This window comes from Nocardia asteroides (assembly GCA_019930625.1).
Classification (GTDB): domain Bacteria; phylum Actinomycetota; class Actinomycetes; order Mycobacteriales; family Mycobacteriaceae; genus Nocardia; species Nocardia sputi.
In genome coordinates, this window is the sequence record CP082844.1 from 891,121 (window position 1) to 906,234 (window position 15,114).

15 protein-coding genes are annotated in these 15,114 nt (G+C 65.5%); 8 read left to right on the plus strand and 7 right to left on the minus strand.

The genetic code is table 11. The features are described 5' to 3' along the window. Window positions 1-29: 29 nt before the first annotated feature. Window positions 30-1,583, minus strand: a complete 1,554-nt coding sequence (locus tag K8O92_04175; protein ID UAK35424.1) for an acyl-CoA carboxylase subunit beta — start codon at window positions 1,581-1,583, stop codon at window positions 30-32. A gap of 247 nt (window positions 1,584-1,830) precedes the next feature. Here K8O92_04175 and K8O92_04180 point away from each other — a divergent pair, with 247 nt between their 5' ends. The 4 genes from K8O92_04180 (at window position 1,831) to K8O92_04195 (ending at window position 5,627) form a co-directional block, all read left to right on the plus strand. Further along, entirely contained in the window at window positions 1,831-2,205 is a 375-nt protein-coding gene (locus K8O92_04180) for a hypothetical protein (GenBank protein ID UAK33199.1), read from the plus strand. After that, complete coding sequence (locus K8O92_04185) at window positions 2,121-2,723, plus strand: hypothetical protein (GenBank protein ID UAK33200.1); 603 nt, start codon at window positions 2,121-2,123, stop codon at window positions 2,721-2,723. The genes K8O92_04180 and K8O92_04185 overlap by 85 nt, the downstream gene beginning before the upstream one ends. Window positions 2,724-2,963: 240 nt before the next feature. Continuing rightward, complete coding sequence (locus K8O92_04190) at window positions 2,964-4,172, plus strand: cytochrome P450 (protein ID UAK33201.1); 1,209 nt, start codon at window positions 2,964-2,966, stop codon at window positions 4,170-4,172. Between the two features lie 225 nt (window positions 4,173-4,397). After that, window positions 4,398-5,627: a helix-turn-helix transcriptional regulator gene (locus K8O92_04195; GenBank protein ID UAK33202.1), complete on the plus strand. Its 1,230-nt coding sequence runs from the start codon at window positions 4,398-4,400 to the stop codon at window positions 5,625-5,627. Window positions 5,628-5,797: 170 nt separating this feature from the next. Here the strand turns inward: K8O92_04195 and K8O92_04200 are convergent, their stop codons facing one another. Genes K8O92_04200 through rplN form a run of 4 tightly spaced genes read right to left on the minus strand, consistent with a single transcriptional unit; the run spans window position 5,798 to window position 7,240 of the window. After that, window positions 5,798-5,983, minus strand: a complete 186-nt coding sequence (locus tag K8O92_04200) for a type Z 30S ribosomal protein S14 (GenBank protein ID UAK33203.1) — start codon at window positions 5,981-5,983, stop codon at window positions 5,798-5,800. A gap of 4 nt (window positions 5,984-5,987) precedes the next feature. Further along, window positions 5,988-6,551 carry a 50S ribosomal protein L5 gene (gene rplE / locus K8O92_04205; GenBank protein ID UAK33204.1) on the minus strand — a complete coding sequence of 188 codons (564 nt, stop codon included), beginning with the start codon at window positions 6,549-6,551 and terminating at the stop codon, window positions 5,988-5,990. Between the two features lies 1 nt (window position 6,552). Beyond that, window positions 6,553-6,870, minus strand: coding sequence for a 50S ribosomal protein L24 (gene rplX, locus K8O92_04210; GenBank protein UAK33205.1), 318 nt, complete (start codon window positions 6,868-6,870; stop codon window positions 6,553-6,555). A 1-nt stretch (window position 6,871) separates the two neighbouring features. Further along, on the minus strand, window positions 6,872-7,240 hold the full coding sequence (gene rplN / locus K8O92_04215; protein UAK33206.1) for a 50S ribosomal protein L14: 369 nt from the start codon (window positions 7,238-7,240) through the stop codon (window positions 6,872-6,874). A gap of 393 nt (window positions 7,241-7,633) precedes the next feature. On the opposite strand from rplN, the gene K8O92_04220 reads away from it, so the two are divergent. Next, entirely contained in the window at window positions 7,634-9,655 is a 2,022-nt protein-coding gene (locus K8O92_04220) for a M13 family metallopeptidase (GenBank protein UAK35425.1), read from the plus strand. Here the strand turns inward: K8O92_04220 and K8O92_04225 are convergent. Further along, window positions 9,637-10,413 (minus strand): type IV toxin-antitoxin system AbiEi family antitoxin domain-containing protein, encoded by a 777-nt coding sequence (locus tag K8O92_04225; GenBank protein UAK33207.1) that lies wholly within the window; start codon window positions 10,411-10,413, stop codon window positions 9,637-9,639. The two genes, K8O92_04220 and K8O92_04225, sit on opposite strands and share 19 nt — an antisense overlap. A gap of 289 nt (window positions 10,414-10,702) precedes the next feature. On the opposite strand from K8O92_04225, the gene K8O92_04230 reads away from it, so the two are divergent. Then, window positions 10,703-11,167 carry a nuclear transport factor 2 family protein gene (locus K8O92_04230; GenBank protein ID UAK33208.1) on the plus strand — a complete coding sequence of 155 codons (465 nt, stop codon included), beginning with the start codon at window positions 10,703-10,705 and terminating at the stop codon, window positions 11,165-11,167. Window positions 11,168-11,207: 40 nt separating this feature from the next. Here the strand turns inward: K8O92_04230 and K8O92_04235 are convergent, their stop codons facing one another. Further along, on the minus strand, window positions 11,208-12,377 hold the full coding sequence (locus tag K8O92_04235; protein ID UAK33209.1) for a hypothetical protein: 1,170 nt from the start codon (window positions 12,375-12,377) through the stop codon (window positions 11,208-11,210). 257 nt (window positions 12,378-12,634) lie between these two features. On the opposite strand from K8O92_04235, the gene K8O92_04240 reads away from it, so the two are divergent. Then, complete coding sequence (locus tag K8O92_04240) at window positions 12,635-13,612, plus strand: ABC transporter substrate-binding protein (protein UAK33210.1); 978 nt, start codon at window positions 12,635-12,637, stop codon at window positions 13,610-13,612. Between the two features lie 110 nt (window positions 13,613-13,722). Further along, window positions 13,723-15,036: a SagB family peptide dehydrogenase gene (locus K8O92_04245; protein ID UAK35426.1), complete on the plus strand. Its 1,314-nt coding sequence runs from the start codon at window positions 13,723-13,725 to the stop codon at window positions 15,034-15,036. Window positions 15,037-15,114: the final 78 nt, after the last annotated feature.

The following is a 15,114-nucleotide window of genomic DNA, read 5'->3' on the forward strand; positions in this document are numbered from 1 at the left end:
CCGTCGCCGCGCGAGAGGCGGCGGGAAGATCACATCGGGTACACCGGGTGCTTGCGCGGATTGAACTCCGGCTTGACCGGCGGCTTGTCCCGCAACAGGCGCAGCGCGCTCCGGATCTCCAGACGGGTCCGCGCCGGTTCGATGACCGCGTCGATGTAGCCGCGTTCGGCGGCGATCCACGGGGTGGCGATCGTCTCGTTGTACTGGTTGATCATGAACTCGCGCGCCGCTGCCCGATGCTCCTCCGGCACCGCCGCCAATTGCCGCTTGCCGATGAGGTCGACCGCGCTGTCGGCGCCGATCACCGCGATCCGGGCCGTCGGCCAGGCGAAACTGATATCGGCACCTACCTGTCGGGCCGCCATCATGCCGTAGGCGCCACCGTAAGACTTGCGCACGACCAGGTTGATGATCGGGACCGTCGCCTCGATGATCGCACGCGGGACCCGCCCGCCGCGGATGATCACGCCGTTGGCTTCCTGCTCGAGGCCCGGCAGCACGCCCGGGGTGTCCGCGACGAACACCAGCGGGATATTGAACGCGTCGCAGAGCCGGATGAAGTAGGTCGACTTGTCCGAGCAGGCGGCGTCGATGGAACCACCCAGCACCAGCGGCTGGTTGGCGATCACACCGACCGGAGAGCCGTCGACCCTGGCGAACCCGGTGATCAGATTCGGGGCGAACGCGGCGCGGATTTCGTGGAATTCACCATCGTCGAAGATCCGCAGCAGGATTTCGTGCATGTCGTAACCGGCGCGATCGGAATCCGGGATGATCGTGTCGAGCTCCCGATCGGTAGCAGTGATCTCCGGCTCCAGGCCGGGGTTCACGATCGGCGGCTGCTCGAGACAGCTCGTCGGCATGTAGCTCAGGTAATTGCGCGCCCACTCGTAGGCTTCCTGCTCGGTGTCGGCCACGTGATGCAGGGTGCCGCGTCTGGCCTGTACCTCGGCGCCACCGAGCTCCTCGGCGGTGACGTCCTCACCGTTGACGGCTTTGATCACCTCCGGCCCGGTGACGAACATGTAGGAATCCCTGGTGCCGATGAGCACGTCGGTGTTGATCGGCCCGTACACCGAACCCGCCGCACACTTGCCGAGAATGATCGACACCTGTGGCACATATCCGGACAGTTTCTCCAACACCCGGGAAATATCACCGAACGAAGCGATCGAACCCACCGCGTCCTGGATACGCGCGCCGCCGGAATCATTGATCGTCACCACCGGGCATGCGTTGTCGAACGCGAGTTGCAGGGCCCGCATGAATTTGCGGGCGGACGTGATACCGACCGACCCGCCGTACACGGTCTGATCGTGGGCGATCACCACCACCGGACGCCCCCCGATCAGGCCGCGACCGGTGACCAGCCCGTCACCGTAGAGAGCATCCGGTCGGTCGGGCTGACGAGCCAACGCACCGGTCTCGATGAACGTCCCGCGGTCGAGCAGCATGTCCACACGCTGGCGAACGCTCGGAACGCCTTTCTTCTCCCGCTTGGCGGCACCGGCCTCACCCGCCGGTTCCGCAGCGATCGTCAGGATCTCGAGCAGTTCATCGAGCTTCGCCTCGGTACCTGTCACGCTCGCCGCCACCTTTCGAACCAACTGTTGCGCCTCCGCGACGTTAAGCGCTATCGACACAGAACGGTTCATCGAACCAGATATCCTGGACAAATCACAGCCGAGGCCGGCCGCACATCAGATGCTCGAGAGTCCGAGCACAGTCAGAGGACGGAAAAGCGCCTCTAATGAAGGCGAGGACACCGACGGGATTGCTGCACGAGTTGGTGACATCTGATCTGCGGTGCCGTAGGGCACTGCTGGAAGGATGGACACCGCGCCCAAGCCCTATCCCAAGGAGTTCCGCGACGACGTCGTGCGGGTCGCTCGCAATCGAGAGCCGGGCCAGAAGCTCGAGCAGATCACGGCCGACTTCAGCATCAGCGAGTCCTGCCTGGCCAACTGGATGAAGACCGCTGATATCGAGGACGGCATTTCCGCCGGAACGACCGCGGCGGATAACGCTGAGCTGCGGCAAGCGCGGAAGGGGAGAATGCATTCAATGTTTATCGCGCTGCAACACAAATCGGTCGTAAGGCGCTCATCGGTGCGCTGCCGGTGGTCGTGGCGACTACCTTCGCCGGTGCCGGAGCCGCATCGGCCACCAACTACGCCGACCGGCAAGCGCAATTGGCCCAGGTGATTTCTGCGGCGCGCACGTCCGGGGACATCGGTTACCACACCACGGTGGCGCCCGACCTGAGCACGGTCTCCGCCACGCTGGACGCGGGCACGTTCCAACTCGGCGAGACTTCGATCAGAATCGTGAACCAGGCGGGCGCGGCGGTCACCGAGCTTCCGCGCACGCTGGCGACGCCGTCCGGTACCACCATTGCCCTGGATGCCGAGGTATCCGAGGACGGCCGCACGCTGTCGGTGACTACACCTGAGGTTTCGGCCGAGACCGGCGCGGAGCTGAAGGACATCGCGACCAACCCGGGGGCGCAGTACCCGGATCCGGTCATGAACGGTGCAGCCGCGGGCGCGGGCGTCGGCGCGATCGCCGCCCTCATCACCTGCATTCCGACCCTGGCGGCCTTCGTCGTCGGTTACGCGCTGTGCGCCGTGGTCGGCGTGGTGACCACCGCCATCCTGGGTGCCGTGATCGGCGCGATCGTGGGTACGGTCGCGCCGGATGTCATTCCGCAGGTGCTGCCCTGACAATCAGCGATTGACCTGCTGAGCTGAAACGCGAAGACGCTGCGGCGGAGACGATCCGCCGCAGCGCCCTCCGGGTATCAACGTCGTGGCACATCTCGCTCCAATATTCGTTCTTCTGCGTCGCACTTTCGTTGAGAGGCAGCAATTCTCGGATCCGGTGGTTCGGTGCGTCGCTGCGGCCGACACTGGGCGGCACACGTCCGCCGTATCCGTGTGACCGAACGCACCATGGGAGACATCATGACCGAGCCCGTCGCTCAGCTGCCTACCGCTGGCGAGTTGGTTTTCGATACCTTCGATAGGATCCGGCGGAGTGGACCGATCGTTCCGATCGAGCTGCCCGGCAATGTCGTGGCCTGGTTCGCCGTCAGCCACGAAGCGGTGAGCGAAGTCCTCGCCGGAGATGGCACCGTCTTGAGCAAGAATCCGCGCAACTGTCCTGCGCTGCAGGACGGCACGATTCCAGCCGACTGGCCCTTGCGCGCGCTCACCGATATCGACCACATGATCAACATGGACGGTGCGGATCATCGACGGCTGCGGAGAACGGTCAGCCAGGCGTTCACCCCACGCAGGGTCGCCGCGCTCGAGCCCCGAATCCAGCAGATCGCCGCCGAGCTCCTCGACAAGATTCCCGACCACAAGACCGAAATCGATCTCGCCTCCAGCTACACCACCCCCCTGCCGGTGCGAGTGATCGGCGAACTGTTCGGCGTACCGGCGTCCGAACAACAAGAATTCCGCATTTGGGCGTCCACGGTCATGTCGTATCTGAGCACCGGCGACGAGATTCAGGCCGCGATGGCGGATATGCTCGGCTACCTCGCCGAACTCCTGCACCGCAAACGGCGCGCACCCGGCGACGACCTCACCTCCGCTCTGCTGGAGGCCAATGAATCGAACGGTTTGACCGACGACGAACTGGTCAACATGTTGTGGTTGGTGCTCATGGCCGGACACGAAACCACCGTGCATCTGCTCGGCAACGCGGTGGTCACGCTGTGCACCCATCCCGAGCAGCTCGCCAAAGCCCAGGCCGAAGACCGGTGGAGGGACGTCGTGGAGGAGATGCTGCGCTTCCGCTCTTCGGTGGCCGCTATTCTCCCCACTCGGTATGCGATGCAGGACATCACCATCGCCGGCGTGGACATTCCCGCCGGAGCCATGGTGGGGTGGTATGGCGGCGTCGGGCGGGACCCGGAGCGCTATCCGGACGCCGGTACTTTCGACATCGACCGCGATCACCGAGACCAGCTGGCCTTCGGCCGGGGACCGCATGTCTGCCTCGGCGCTCATCTGGCCCGGCTGGAAAGCCACATCGCGTTGTCCACGCTGTTCAACCGGTTCCCGCGATTGAACCTGGCTGGTGACGCCACCCAGATCTACGGCCCGAATTTCATCACCTGCGGCCCCCTCACACTTCCCGTGCTGCTCGAGCCCAGCGCGTAGTGCGGAGTGAATTCGGCACCGCCGGGAACATTATCGAAACTCGATGCGTCCGTAGCCGACGCAGTGACGCCCGTGACCGACGCTGAGATCGAGCGTCGGTCACGCCGATCGTTCGCAGCGTTTCCCGCTGATCCCTTCCCACAGCGGGATATGCCGGACAGCTACAGACTTTCTCAGTGATGTTGAATTGTAAGTCCCGCATAACACATCGGCCAAGGCGTCATCATGATGTACACCGAGCTTGTTACGAAAGACATCGACGAGTGGGAAGCACTCAGCGACAGCTTTCTGCCGTCCGAGTCCCGGTATCGTGATCCGCGCAACTGGTGGATCCGTGCCACCGTTCAGGACACTGTTGCTCACACTCTCCTGTGCTTCGACCAACGTAGCGAGCGTCTGGCCTGGCGGACCCCGTCACACACCCGGCAGGGCGGCAAAGACTATTGGTTGGTCGTACCGCAGCGGGCTGTGGGGGGAGCCAACATCTTTGAAATGAATGACACGGTAATGCGCGTAACTCCCGGTAGCGCAATGCTATTGAGCCCAGATCAGCCGTTTCGGTACTACATGCCACGCATGGTGACGAACGCGGTTCGCATACCGCGTGCTGATATCGACAATCGACTGTCGTCCGCCAGACCACCGCAAATGACGCTCGACATGGAATCGGGCCTGGGCCGGATCGTGCAGAGCATGATCCGCGCAACGCATGCCGGGCGATCCGACCTCGCAGACTGGGAATTCAACGCCGTCTGCGATCGAATCACTGAGCTGATCTGCTTGATGCTGCTCGGCGATATGGGCCCGCAACAACCCCATCTGGCTGAAACGGCCGCAGCCGTTCGACAGTACGTGCGGGAGCACGTCGGTGTCGGGGACTTGCGTCTGCCTGCGGTGGCATCGGCGCTGGGCTGGTCGCCCCGGCAGTTGCGGCTCGCCCTCCAGCAGAGCGGAACTACCTATCGGGACCTGCGGCAGGACGAGGCGTTGCGCGCCGCGCGCGACCTGCTCTCCCAACCGGGAAAGAACACGAGTGTCAGTGAAGTGGCTGCACGTTGCGGTTTTACGCAAACGTGGTTCTCCCAGGCGTTCAAGGCACGCTACGGCGAAACACCCCGAGATTTCCAGAGGCGCCGATGGAGGGAACTGATGTCGGGCCTCGACGGACCTCATCCAGCTGCGCACGAAACGCACCACGCAGCCGGGGTTCCACCGGCGACCGGGCGCCGTTATGCCACGATGCCGCCGCCCGCGTGCTCTCCGACATGGTCGGATCGGGTGGGCACCGCATTGACGGCCGCGCTCACCGATGGTACGCTCTCGCTGGCGGAGGCCGCCCGACTCCTCGAAGTCGGGCCACGGACGCTCCAACGCCGGTTGGCCGACGAAGGAACAACGTGGAGCCGCGAACTGCACCAGGCACGCCGGCGGTACCTCGACAACACCAAGGCATAGGTCTCCCTGGGGACGCGCGCCCCTCAGCTGTGCGGGGACGAGCGGGCGCGCCGCGAGCGCGGCCGCGATGAGAGAGCAGAGAAACTCTCAGAGACAGCGAGGGCACGGACTCGGTGGAGTCCGTGCCCTCGCTATTCGGTTATCCGGGTGCGCTCACCAGGAGCGTCAGCTCACCAGGAGCTCTTGTGCACGCCCGGCAGCTCGCCCCGGTGCGCCATCTCGCGCAGGCAGACGCGGCAGAGGCCGAACTTGCGGTAGACCGCGTGCGGGCGACCGCACCGCTGGCAGCGGGTGTAGGCGCGGACCGCAAACTTGGGCTTGGCGTTGGCCTTGTTGACCAGTGCTTTCTTTGCCATGTGCTCAGTTCTCCTTGAACGGGAAGCCGAGGTGCTTGAGCAGGGCACGGCCTTCTTCGTTGTTGGTCGCGGTGGTCACCACGGTGATGTCCATACCACGCGGACGGTCGATGCGGTCCACGTCGATCTCGTGGAACATCGACTGCTCGCTCAGGCCGAACGTGTAGTTGCCGTTACCGTCGAACTGCTTCGGCGACAGGCCGCGGAAGTCGCGGATACGGGGCAGCGCGATGGAGACCAGGCGGTCGAGGAACTCCCACATCCGGTCGCCGCGCAGGGTGACCTTGGCGCCGATCGGCATGCCCTCACGCAGCTTGAACTGCGCGATGGACTTGGTCGCCTTGCGGATCTGCGGCTTCTGGCCGGTGATCAGGGCCAGGTCCTCGACGGCGCCGTTGATCAGCTTCGCGTCGCGGGCGGCGTCGCCGACACCCATGTTGACGACGACCTTCACCACGCCCGGGATCTGCATCACGTTGGCGTAGCCGAATTCCTTGTTCAGCGCGTCCTTGATCTCTTCGCGGTAGCGCTGCTTCAGCCGGGGCTGCACTTTTTCCGTCGTGGTCATATCAGATGTCCTTCCCGTTCTTACGGGAGATCCGGACCCGCTTGCCGCTCTCCTCGTCGGTCCGGTAGCCGATACGGGCCGGCTTGCCGTCGGAGTCGACGACCATCACGTTCGAGACGTGGATGGGGGCTTCCTGGGTCACGATGCCGCCCGAGGAGGCGCCGCGCTGGTTGGCGGAGTTCGCGACGTGCTTCTTGATCCGGTTCACGCCCTCGACGAGGACCCGGTTCTCCTTGGGGTAGGCCTGGATGACCTTGCCCTTGGCGCCCTTGTCCTTGCCCGAGATGACGAGCACGGTGTCACCCTTGTGCACCTTCATGTCAGAGCACCTCCGGAGCCAGCGACACGATCTTCATGAACTTCTTGTCGCGCAGTTCGCGGCCGACCGGGCCGAAGATGCGAGTGCCGCGCGGGTCGTTGTCCGCCTTGATGAGCACGGCCGCGTTCTCGTCGAACTTGATGTAGGAACCATCCGGACGACGGCGCTCCTTGGTGGTGCGCACGACGACGGCCTTGACGACGTCACCCCGCTTCACGTTGCCGCCGGGGATGGCGTCCTTCACGGTAGCGACGATGATGTCGCCGATACCGGCATAGCGACGCGACGAACCGCCGAGAACGCGGATGCAGAGAATCTCCTTCGCACCCGTGTTGTCGGCGACGCGCAGTCGCGACTCCTGCTGAATCACTTCAGCGTCCTCCTTGACCTGGACGTATGTGCACGCCGGATTGCCGACCCGACGGGCATGGTCGGTTGCCCTCCGGACGCGCGCCTGCCAGCGGTTTTCTCGGTTCGAGCAAGAAACGCGGAACCAACCACTGGGGGTTCACTGCCGGATTGCGGGCACAGCTCCCGCAGGCAACCGGTCTAGTGTATGGGAATCCGCAGGTCGTTCCCAAATCGGGGGCGCGACCGGGCAGCCCGCGGGCCACACACACACACAACGGCGCCCGTGCCCGAATCCGGGCTGGACCGGCGCCGCGCCGGTAGCCTCGTGTCCTGCAAGGCTGCCTTCGTACATCTGCGGCAACGCCGCGTCGGGGAGAGGATTCTCGTGACATCTACCGGTCGTCCAGGGAAGCTGGATCGTCGTGCCTTCCTGATCGCACTCGGAGCGGTGCCCGCCGCCGCCGCGCTGGTCGCGTGCTCGAACGAGGCCGAGCCCGCGAGCCGGACGCTCACCGGCGTCGATCTCGCCGGAGCGGACGAGACGATCCGGCCGCAGGACGACCTGTACCGGCACGTCAACGGGAAGTGGCTGCGGGAATACCAGCTGCCGCCGGACAAGGTCGCCTTCGGCTCCACGAGCGAGGCGGCCGAGCGCACACAGCAGCAGCTGCGGGAGATCATCGACGGTATCCGGGATCCGGAGCCCGGCTCGGAAGCGCAGCAGATCAAGGACCTCTACGACGCGCGCCTGGACTGGGACGAGATCGAACGGCTCGGCGTCACCCCGCTGGCGGCGTTGTTCGCCAAGATCGACGGAGCCGCCACCAAGCCGGACCTGGCGAAGGTGATGGCCGAATTGCCGATCGGCGGTCTGATCGGGCTCGGCATCGGCGTCGACCGGAAGAATTCCGACGCCTACATCCCCTCCGTCGGCCAATCCGGCCTCGGACTCGGCGAGCAGTACTACCGGAAGCCGGAGTACGGCGAGGTGCTCGCGCAGTACCGAACCTTCCTCGAGCGCATCGCGGCGGGCGCGGGGTGGGCCGATCCGGCCGGAATCGCCCAGCGGGTGTTCGACCTGGAGAAGCGGATCGCATCCGCGCACTGGGACAACGTGCGCAACCGCGACACCGACGCGACCTACAACTTGTACAGCTGGGCCGATATGACCGCGCTCGCCCCGGGCTTCGACTGGGATCCGTGGCTGGCCGGGAACACCGACCGCCCGCGCGAGCTGTTCGCGACGATGGTGGTCAACCAGCCGTCCTTCATCACGGCGGCGGGCCAGTTGTGGACCGAGGTAGATATCGCGACGTGGCGGGACTACCTCCGGCTGTACGTGCTGCGGGAGTTTGCCCCCTACCTTCCCAAGGCCATCAACGACGCCAACTTCGATTTCAAAGGAAAGGTGCTCAACGGGCAGGACGAGCGCCCGGAACGCTGGAAGTACGGCGTCGGGATCGTCGACGACAAGCTCGGCGAGCAGCTCGGGAAACTGTACGTGGCCGAGCACTTCCCGCCCGACGCCAAGGAACGGGCCAAGGAGATGCTGGCCGACGTGATCGCCGCCTATCGGGAGAACTTCACCAATTCGACCTGGATGTCGCCCGCGACCAGGACGGCGTCGCTGGAGAAGCTGGACAAGATCGATCCCAAGATCGGCTACCCGGACAAGTGGGTCGACTACTCCAAGCTGAAGATCACCAAGGGCAAGCTGATCGAGTCCTTGCTCGCCATCAACGATTTCGAGGTCAAGCGAGCGTTCGCGCGCCTTGGCACCCCGGTCGACAAGACCGAATGGGGCATGTCGCCGCAAACGGTGAACGCGTACTACTCGGCGACCTCCAATCAGATCGTCTTCCCGGCCGCCTATCTCCAGCCGCCCTTCTTCGACAAAGACGCCCTGCCCGCGGTCAATTTCGGCGCTGTCGGGTCGACCATCGGACACGAGATCGGTCACGGCTTCGACGACCAGGGTTCCAAGTACGACGGGGACGGCAATCGCCGCGACTGGTGGACACCCGAGGACCGCGCCGCGTTCGACGCCAAGGCCAAGCAACTGGTCGAGCAGTACAACGTGCTGGTGCCGGAGGGCCTCGAGCCGAGTCAGCACGTCAACGGCGAGCTCACCGTCGGGGAGAACCTCGCCGATGTCCGTGGGCTGCAGATCACGCTGGCCGCCTTCCGCATCGCGGAGAAACGCCGCGGTATCGACAACCCCGACTACCGCACCATGTTCCTGTCCTGGGCCCGCAGCTGGCGGGAGAAGCAGACCAAGGAACTGACGGTCCGCTACCTCGCCGCCGACACCCACTCCCCCGCGGAATTCCGCTGCAACCAGGTCGTCCGGAACCTCGCGGAGTTCTACGAGACTTTTGAGGTGAAGGAAGGCGACAAGCTGTTCCTGCCGGCCGATCAGCGCGTCACCTTCTGATTCAAAGGCGTGGCAGCCGCGGGCGCGGGGCGAACCCGCGCCCAGCGGGATGCCGGCCGGCGGCCCGGACGAATTCGCGGCGCCCACGGCTCTGGACCGACGTCCGGAACCCGGGCCGTCGGAACCGGTTCTCGGTCCCCGGCGCGCATGAGCTCGAGCGTCGGTCCAGCGGACCACCCGACGTCGGCCGACATGCCGCGTGCGGCGGTCGCGATCAATTCGGCTGCCTGCCGTCGACCACGCCGACCCACGTGCTTGTCGAGTTCGACGGCTAGCGCGGCGGGTGGGATTCCCCTGCGCAGCGCCGCGTGCAGCGTTGCCAGCGCGTCCATCCGGGGCAGTGTGCGAGCGAGGTCGACGGCGGTACGGACGGCGTTGGTGGCGACGGTCCCGCGCACCAGTTCCAATTCCGCCGGATCGACTCGCTCGCGATGCACGACGAGCCGACGCGAGCGCGAGGCCCGTATGCCCAGCACGTCGGTCGGCCGATCGTCCAAGACGGCGAACCCGTGCAGCTCGGCGGCGGTGTGGTAGGCGGCAACCAGGGATTCCAGCCCCAAGGACAACCGCGCGGCCTCGACCCGCAGGCCGGGTGACGCCGGGGTAGCCGCCTCGCGGTACACCCCACGGAATACCCGCACCCACTCACCACTATCGATCCGGGCGCGCAGTTCGGCGCGGCTGTACTCGAGCTGTATCTGCATCGCGGTGAACACCCCGAACTGCTTGTCCCGCAATTGCTCCAAGCCTGGTCGCATACGCCGAGCATGCCTCGCGGCTCAACCACGAGATCGTGGCCCACCAGCTGATTTCCCAACCCTGTGCACAACCGTCACAGGTGTGGACAACTCGGTGAACGCAGCGGAACGGTGGACCCATAGGGAACTCGGATGAGCCGTCCGAGGTCATGTCCATCGGCCTGCGCCACGACACCCGCCAGGAGCCCGTCGCGGCGGGCGATCCTGCCGCCGCGGTTCCCGCCAGGCGAGGCGTGGCGGGACGGGTCCGCCGCGGGCCGATCAGCGCGACGTCCGATTACCGCCGGTCATGCTCGCGCCGAACCACCAGACTGACCGCATGACCACGACCGACCCGATGACCGTGCTGACGGGGATGTACGCGGCCGAAGCGGAGTACCTGGCGGCAGGAGGACCGGGCAGCGCCTCATTCGCGCTGCTCGTTCCCTTCTTCCACCCTTCGGTGGTGCTGCATCAGGCCGAGAGCCTGCCGTATGGCGGAACCTGGCGCGGCCACGACGGCATGGAGCGGTTCTTCCGCGCGATGAGTGCGACCTGGGAGGTTTTCGACCTGCTCGCGCAACGATTCCTGGCGACCGGCGAAACCGCCGTGGTACACACCGAGATACGCGCACGGGCACGCGCGACGGGCCGAGAGATCAACTTCCCGATCCTGCAGACGATCGGGTTCACGGACGGCCGCATCGCCGAGGTGCGTCCCTTCTATTGGGATACCACCGCCGTCGCAGCCGCTTGTGACGAATCCGCACCATAGCCGACCACCGCTACAGGCTTCGGCCATTGGCGAGCGCCTATCACGCTGTTCGGTGCGGAAGCGTTCGGTGGAGAAACGTTCGGACCTTTCGGTGACCGCGCCATCCGCCGAACAGTCGCCCGTGCTGCCCGTCGCCATCCGATGGGTGAACCGAACCGTCCCGCTCACCCGCCGGATCGACGCCGCGCGGCCAGCGGCGCGCAAGGTCCAGCAGGTAACGGAGCTGGTCCGCGTGATCGCCGGGGGCCGCGGGCGCGATCGCGCCGCACTGTTGCAGACGCGCCGCGGAGGCGACGCGAATGGCTTGCCGACGGTCGGCCGCCACCTGCTGGTTGACCGATGTCGGCGCATACTGCCGGAGCAGAATCAGCGCGTCCTGGATCTCGACGGTCATCCGGTACAAGCGTGATGCCGACTCGAAATGGCGCTGCGGCAGAACGACTTCGGGAACCGCCGTAGTGAGATCACGCCACAGGGGCTGCAATCGGCGGCAATAGCGAGCGTCCCGATCCAAGCCGGCGCGCATCATCAGCGCCTCCAGCAGTGGAATCGATACGAGGGCCGCGAGGAAGCCGAACGCGACGATCGAGGCAACAGCCCATCCGAGGCCGGGAGAGCCCGGTACAGCACCCCCCGCGACCTGGACGATCCCACCCGTCGTGGACAGCAGGCAGTAGAGCCCGAATACGAGCAGCGCCGAGTACGTCAGTCGCTCCCGCAGGACCGGCGTCCCCAGCCGGAGTTCCCGGACGCATACGCGAGCCAGCAGCACACCGATACAGCCGGTGAACAAACACGACACCGACCACAGCAACCCTTCCCAGTCGAGGATCGAGCGCAGGTCGGCGCCGAGCCGCTCCGACACCGCGCATACCCAAGTGACCAGTGCGAATATCGCCGCGATCGCGTTGTATCGGCGTTGCCGCGCGCCGACGCCCTCTGGGCTGGCACCGTCCAGCAGCCTGGCGAAGCCATAGGAATAGGCCAACGCGAAAACGCCGAGACTCATGAACAGCTGCTGCCCCAGCGCCGCCTCACCCCCGACCGTAGCCACCAGGTAGCCGATCAGCACGGCTGCGACGTCCCATCTCAGTGCGCGATTGATCAGCTGGTCCGCTACGGCGTCGTTGACCAGCAACCAGCGTCCGATGGACACGAGGACCACGAGGACCATCGTCGCGGCGAACACAGCGGGCGGTGTTGATGTCATCGTGGTGCACAGTAGAACCCCACACCCAAGGCGGCCAATCGAGCCGCGCTTCGCGCGCATGGATCAATCCGAGTCACTCGGTCAACCGATGCTCGAGCGCATGCCTCCGGTGTCTGTCGAGCCTGGTGCAGGCGAACAGGTGGATGAGGTCAGCCGCTCGGACCGCCTTCTCAGGCACCCGGAAGATAGGTTAGCCTTGGCTGAATTCGGCTCTGTACGCCGAGTTGGGGAGGTTCCCCGATGAAGGAGGTTCAACGATGAAGCGTGTTCGAGCACCCCGCGTTTGGGCGAGGGCGGCGGTAGCCGTGCTGGCCGGCGCACTCACACTCGGCGTCACCGCGTGCGGCTCGTCGGACGACGAATCCGCTTCCGGTGATCGGATCACCATTACCCACGCGCGTGGAGAAACCACCATCGAGGGAACCCCGAAGAAGATCGTTGCCCTCGGCAACCAGTGGCTGGATGCCACGCTGGCGCTGGGCGTGAACCCGGTCGGCTACGTCGACACCATCGCCATGGTCTCCCAGAGCGCACCCCCGTGGGAGCCGAAGTCACTGGAATCCGCGAAGGTTCTCAACCCGATGGGCAATATCGCAGAGCAGGTCGCCGCGCTGGAGCCTGATCTCATTCTCGCCGACACGTTTCTCGCCGATCAGAAGAACTATGACGAGCTCACCAAGGTCGCGCCCACTCTGCCCGGCCTTACCAAAGACACCGTCACCCCGTGGCAGGACCAGGTGACCACGCTGGGCAAGGTGCTGCGCAAGCAGGATGAGGCGAGTGCGGTGATCTCGAACGTGGACAAGAAGATCGAGGGGATCATCGCGACCAACCCAGGACTGAAAGGCAAGACCTTCGCCAGCACCTGGCTTAGCGGGCCTACCCAGCTGATGGTGCTCACCGACCAGAACGACGGCTCTGCCAAGGTCTTCGCCCAGCTCGGTCTCACCATCCCGAAGAATCTCACCGAGCAGCCCTCCAGCCAGGGTCGTCTGGCACTGTCGCCGGAGCGCGCCGACGAACTCACCGCTGATCTGTTGTTGGCCGGCTACTCCCCCGGCATGGATGAGGCCTATCGCAACCTGCCGGGATACGCCGAGCTGCCCGCCGTGAAAAAGGGCTCGGTCGTGTTCCTGACCACCCAGGAGATCAGCGCCGTGAACCAGCCGACCGCGCTCTCGGTGCCCTACATCCTGGACAAGATCTCGCCCGCGTTCGCCGCGGCCTCGAAATAGGCAGCGCACCGATCGAATTGGTTCGACAAGCGGAGGTTAGCGGTTTGCCCGCCGTCAGATATCCCGACCAGACCAGGTTCGCCTTGCGGGAGGACGCCACCTGCCTGACGATGCCCACGGGCGCGATTCTGCTGAATCCGCCGCGCAACGAGAAGCTGACCGGCCTCCCCGCCGGCCAGCTCCAAGCGCTGAAGGCGCTCAACCGCGGCCCCGCGACAGTGTCGGAGATGTCCACGGCAGCGGGCGGAGCTGAGGTCACGGACCTGATGGACCGGCTCGCCAGCGGTGGCTGGTTGACTGTCACGGTGCGCGACAGCGGGCGCGACCTCTACACCATCCGTCCGTTCGCACTGCCCGGCCCACGACCGGCAGCGCCGGTCTGTGAACGGGTGACGCTGTCGAAGTTCGCCGTGCTGCACCGGGACTCGAACGGCTTCGTACTGGAACACCCGCTGGCGTGGTGCGACCTGCGCATCCACGATCTACGCCTGCTTACACTGCTCGATCACCCTGCCGCGGCCGATATCGATCTGCCGATCGCGCTCATCTCGCGGTTCACCGAAGATCTGCACTGGTGCGGCTTCCTGGTCACGGATTCGGACGCTGAGGACCAGGAGTTCACCACACGCAGCTGGAACCCGCCGGATCTGTGGTTCCATCGCCGCAGCACCCTGGGTGACCGCACCATCACCTGGGAGAACTTCGGCCCCACCAAGTGGGCGAAGGGCAGGTTCGCGCAGCCACCGGCACGCAAGGCGAACTATCCCGGCGAGCCGGTCGCGTTGACCGTCCCCGATCTGGCGGCCGCAAGGGTCGATGACCCGACCTTGACGACGGTGCTCGAGGACCGAGTTTCGACCAGAGCTTTCGATGACGCGCGGCCGATCACCAGCGATCAGCTGGCCGAATTGCTTTACCGAACGGCCCGGACCCGCAGTACGCGCCCGGCAGGCGAGGGGGAGGAACTGGTATCACGCCCCTACCCCTCGGGCGGCAGCGTCTACGAACTGGAGATCTATCCGATCGTGCGCAATGTCGCCGGTCTTGCACCCGGGATGTACCACTACGACTCGTTCGACCATGTGCTGCGGCCGGTCGCGGCGGCGGATTCGCCCGCGGTAGTCCGGCTTTTGAAGTCCACGTCCGCGACGTTGACCAACGGCGCCGAACCTCAGGTTCTCCTCGTCATGGCGGCACGGTCCGGCCGGGTGATGTGGACCTACGAGCAGGTCGCCTACGCCGTTATTCTCAAACATGTCGGCGTCCTGATGCAGACGCTCTATCTGGCGGCGACCGCCATGGGCCTCGGCGCATGCGCCCAAGGGTTCGGCGACACCGCCGCTTTCGTCGCGGCGGCGGGGGTCGATGAATTGGAGGAGTGCAGCGTCGGCAGCATGATCGTCGGTTCGGCGCCACCGCGCTGACTCGCTCGCTCGCGAACGATCCCTGTCCAGGCACAACATAATACGAGGTCCCAGCGCCGAAAAGCGCTGGGACCTCGT

Bases quoted from the DNA above. Each gene is read 5' to 3' on its own strand.
- K8O92_04230 (UAK33208.1), top strand. From the start codon at position 10,703: ATGCTCGCGCCGAACCACCAGACTGACCGCATGACCACGACCGACCCG.
- K8O92_04200 (UAK33203.1), bottom strand. From the start codon at position 5,983: ATGGCAAAGAAAGCACTGGTCAACAAGGCCAACGCCAAGCCCAAGTTT.
- K8O92_04245 (UAK35426.1), top strand. From the start codon at position 13,723: ATGCCCACGGGCGCGATTCTGCTGAATCCGCCGCGCAACGAGAAGCTG.
- K8O92_04225 (UAK33207.1), bottom strand. From the start codon at position 10,413: ATGCGACCAGGCTTGGAGCAATTGCGGGACAAGCAGTTCGGGGTGTTC.
- K8O92_04240 (UAK33210.1), top strand. From the start codon at position 12,635: ATGAAGCGTGTTCGAGCACCCCGCGTTTGGGCGAGGGCGGCGGTAGCC.
- K8O92_04195 (UAK33202.1), top strand. From the start codon at position 4,398: ATGATGTACACCGAGCTTGTTACGAAAGACATCGACGAGTGGGAAGCA.
- rplX (UAK33205.1), bottom strand. From the start codon at position 6,870: ATGAAGGTGCACAAGGGTGACACCGTGCTCGTCATCTCGGGCAAGGAC.
- K8O92_04190 (UAK33201.1), top strand. From the start codon at position 2,964: ATGACCGAGCCCGTCGCTCAGCTGCCTACCGCTGGCGAGTTGGTTTTC.
- rplE (UAK33204.1), bottom strand. From the start codon at position 6,551: ATGACCACGACGGAAAAAGTGCAGCCCCGGCTGAAGCAGCGCTACCGC.
- K8O92_04180 (UAK33199.1), top strand. From the start codon at position 1,831: ATGGACACCGCGCCCAAGCCCTATCCCAAGGAGTTCCGCGACGACGTC.
- K8O92_04235 (UAK33209.1), bottom strand. From the start codon at position 12,377: ATGACATCAACACCGCCCGCTGTGTTCGCCGCGACGATGGTCCTCGTG.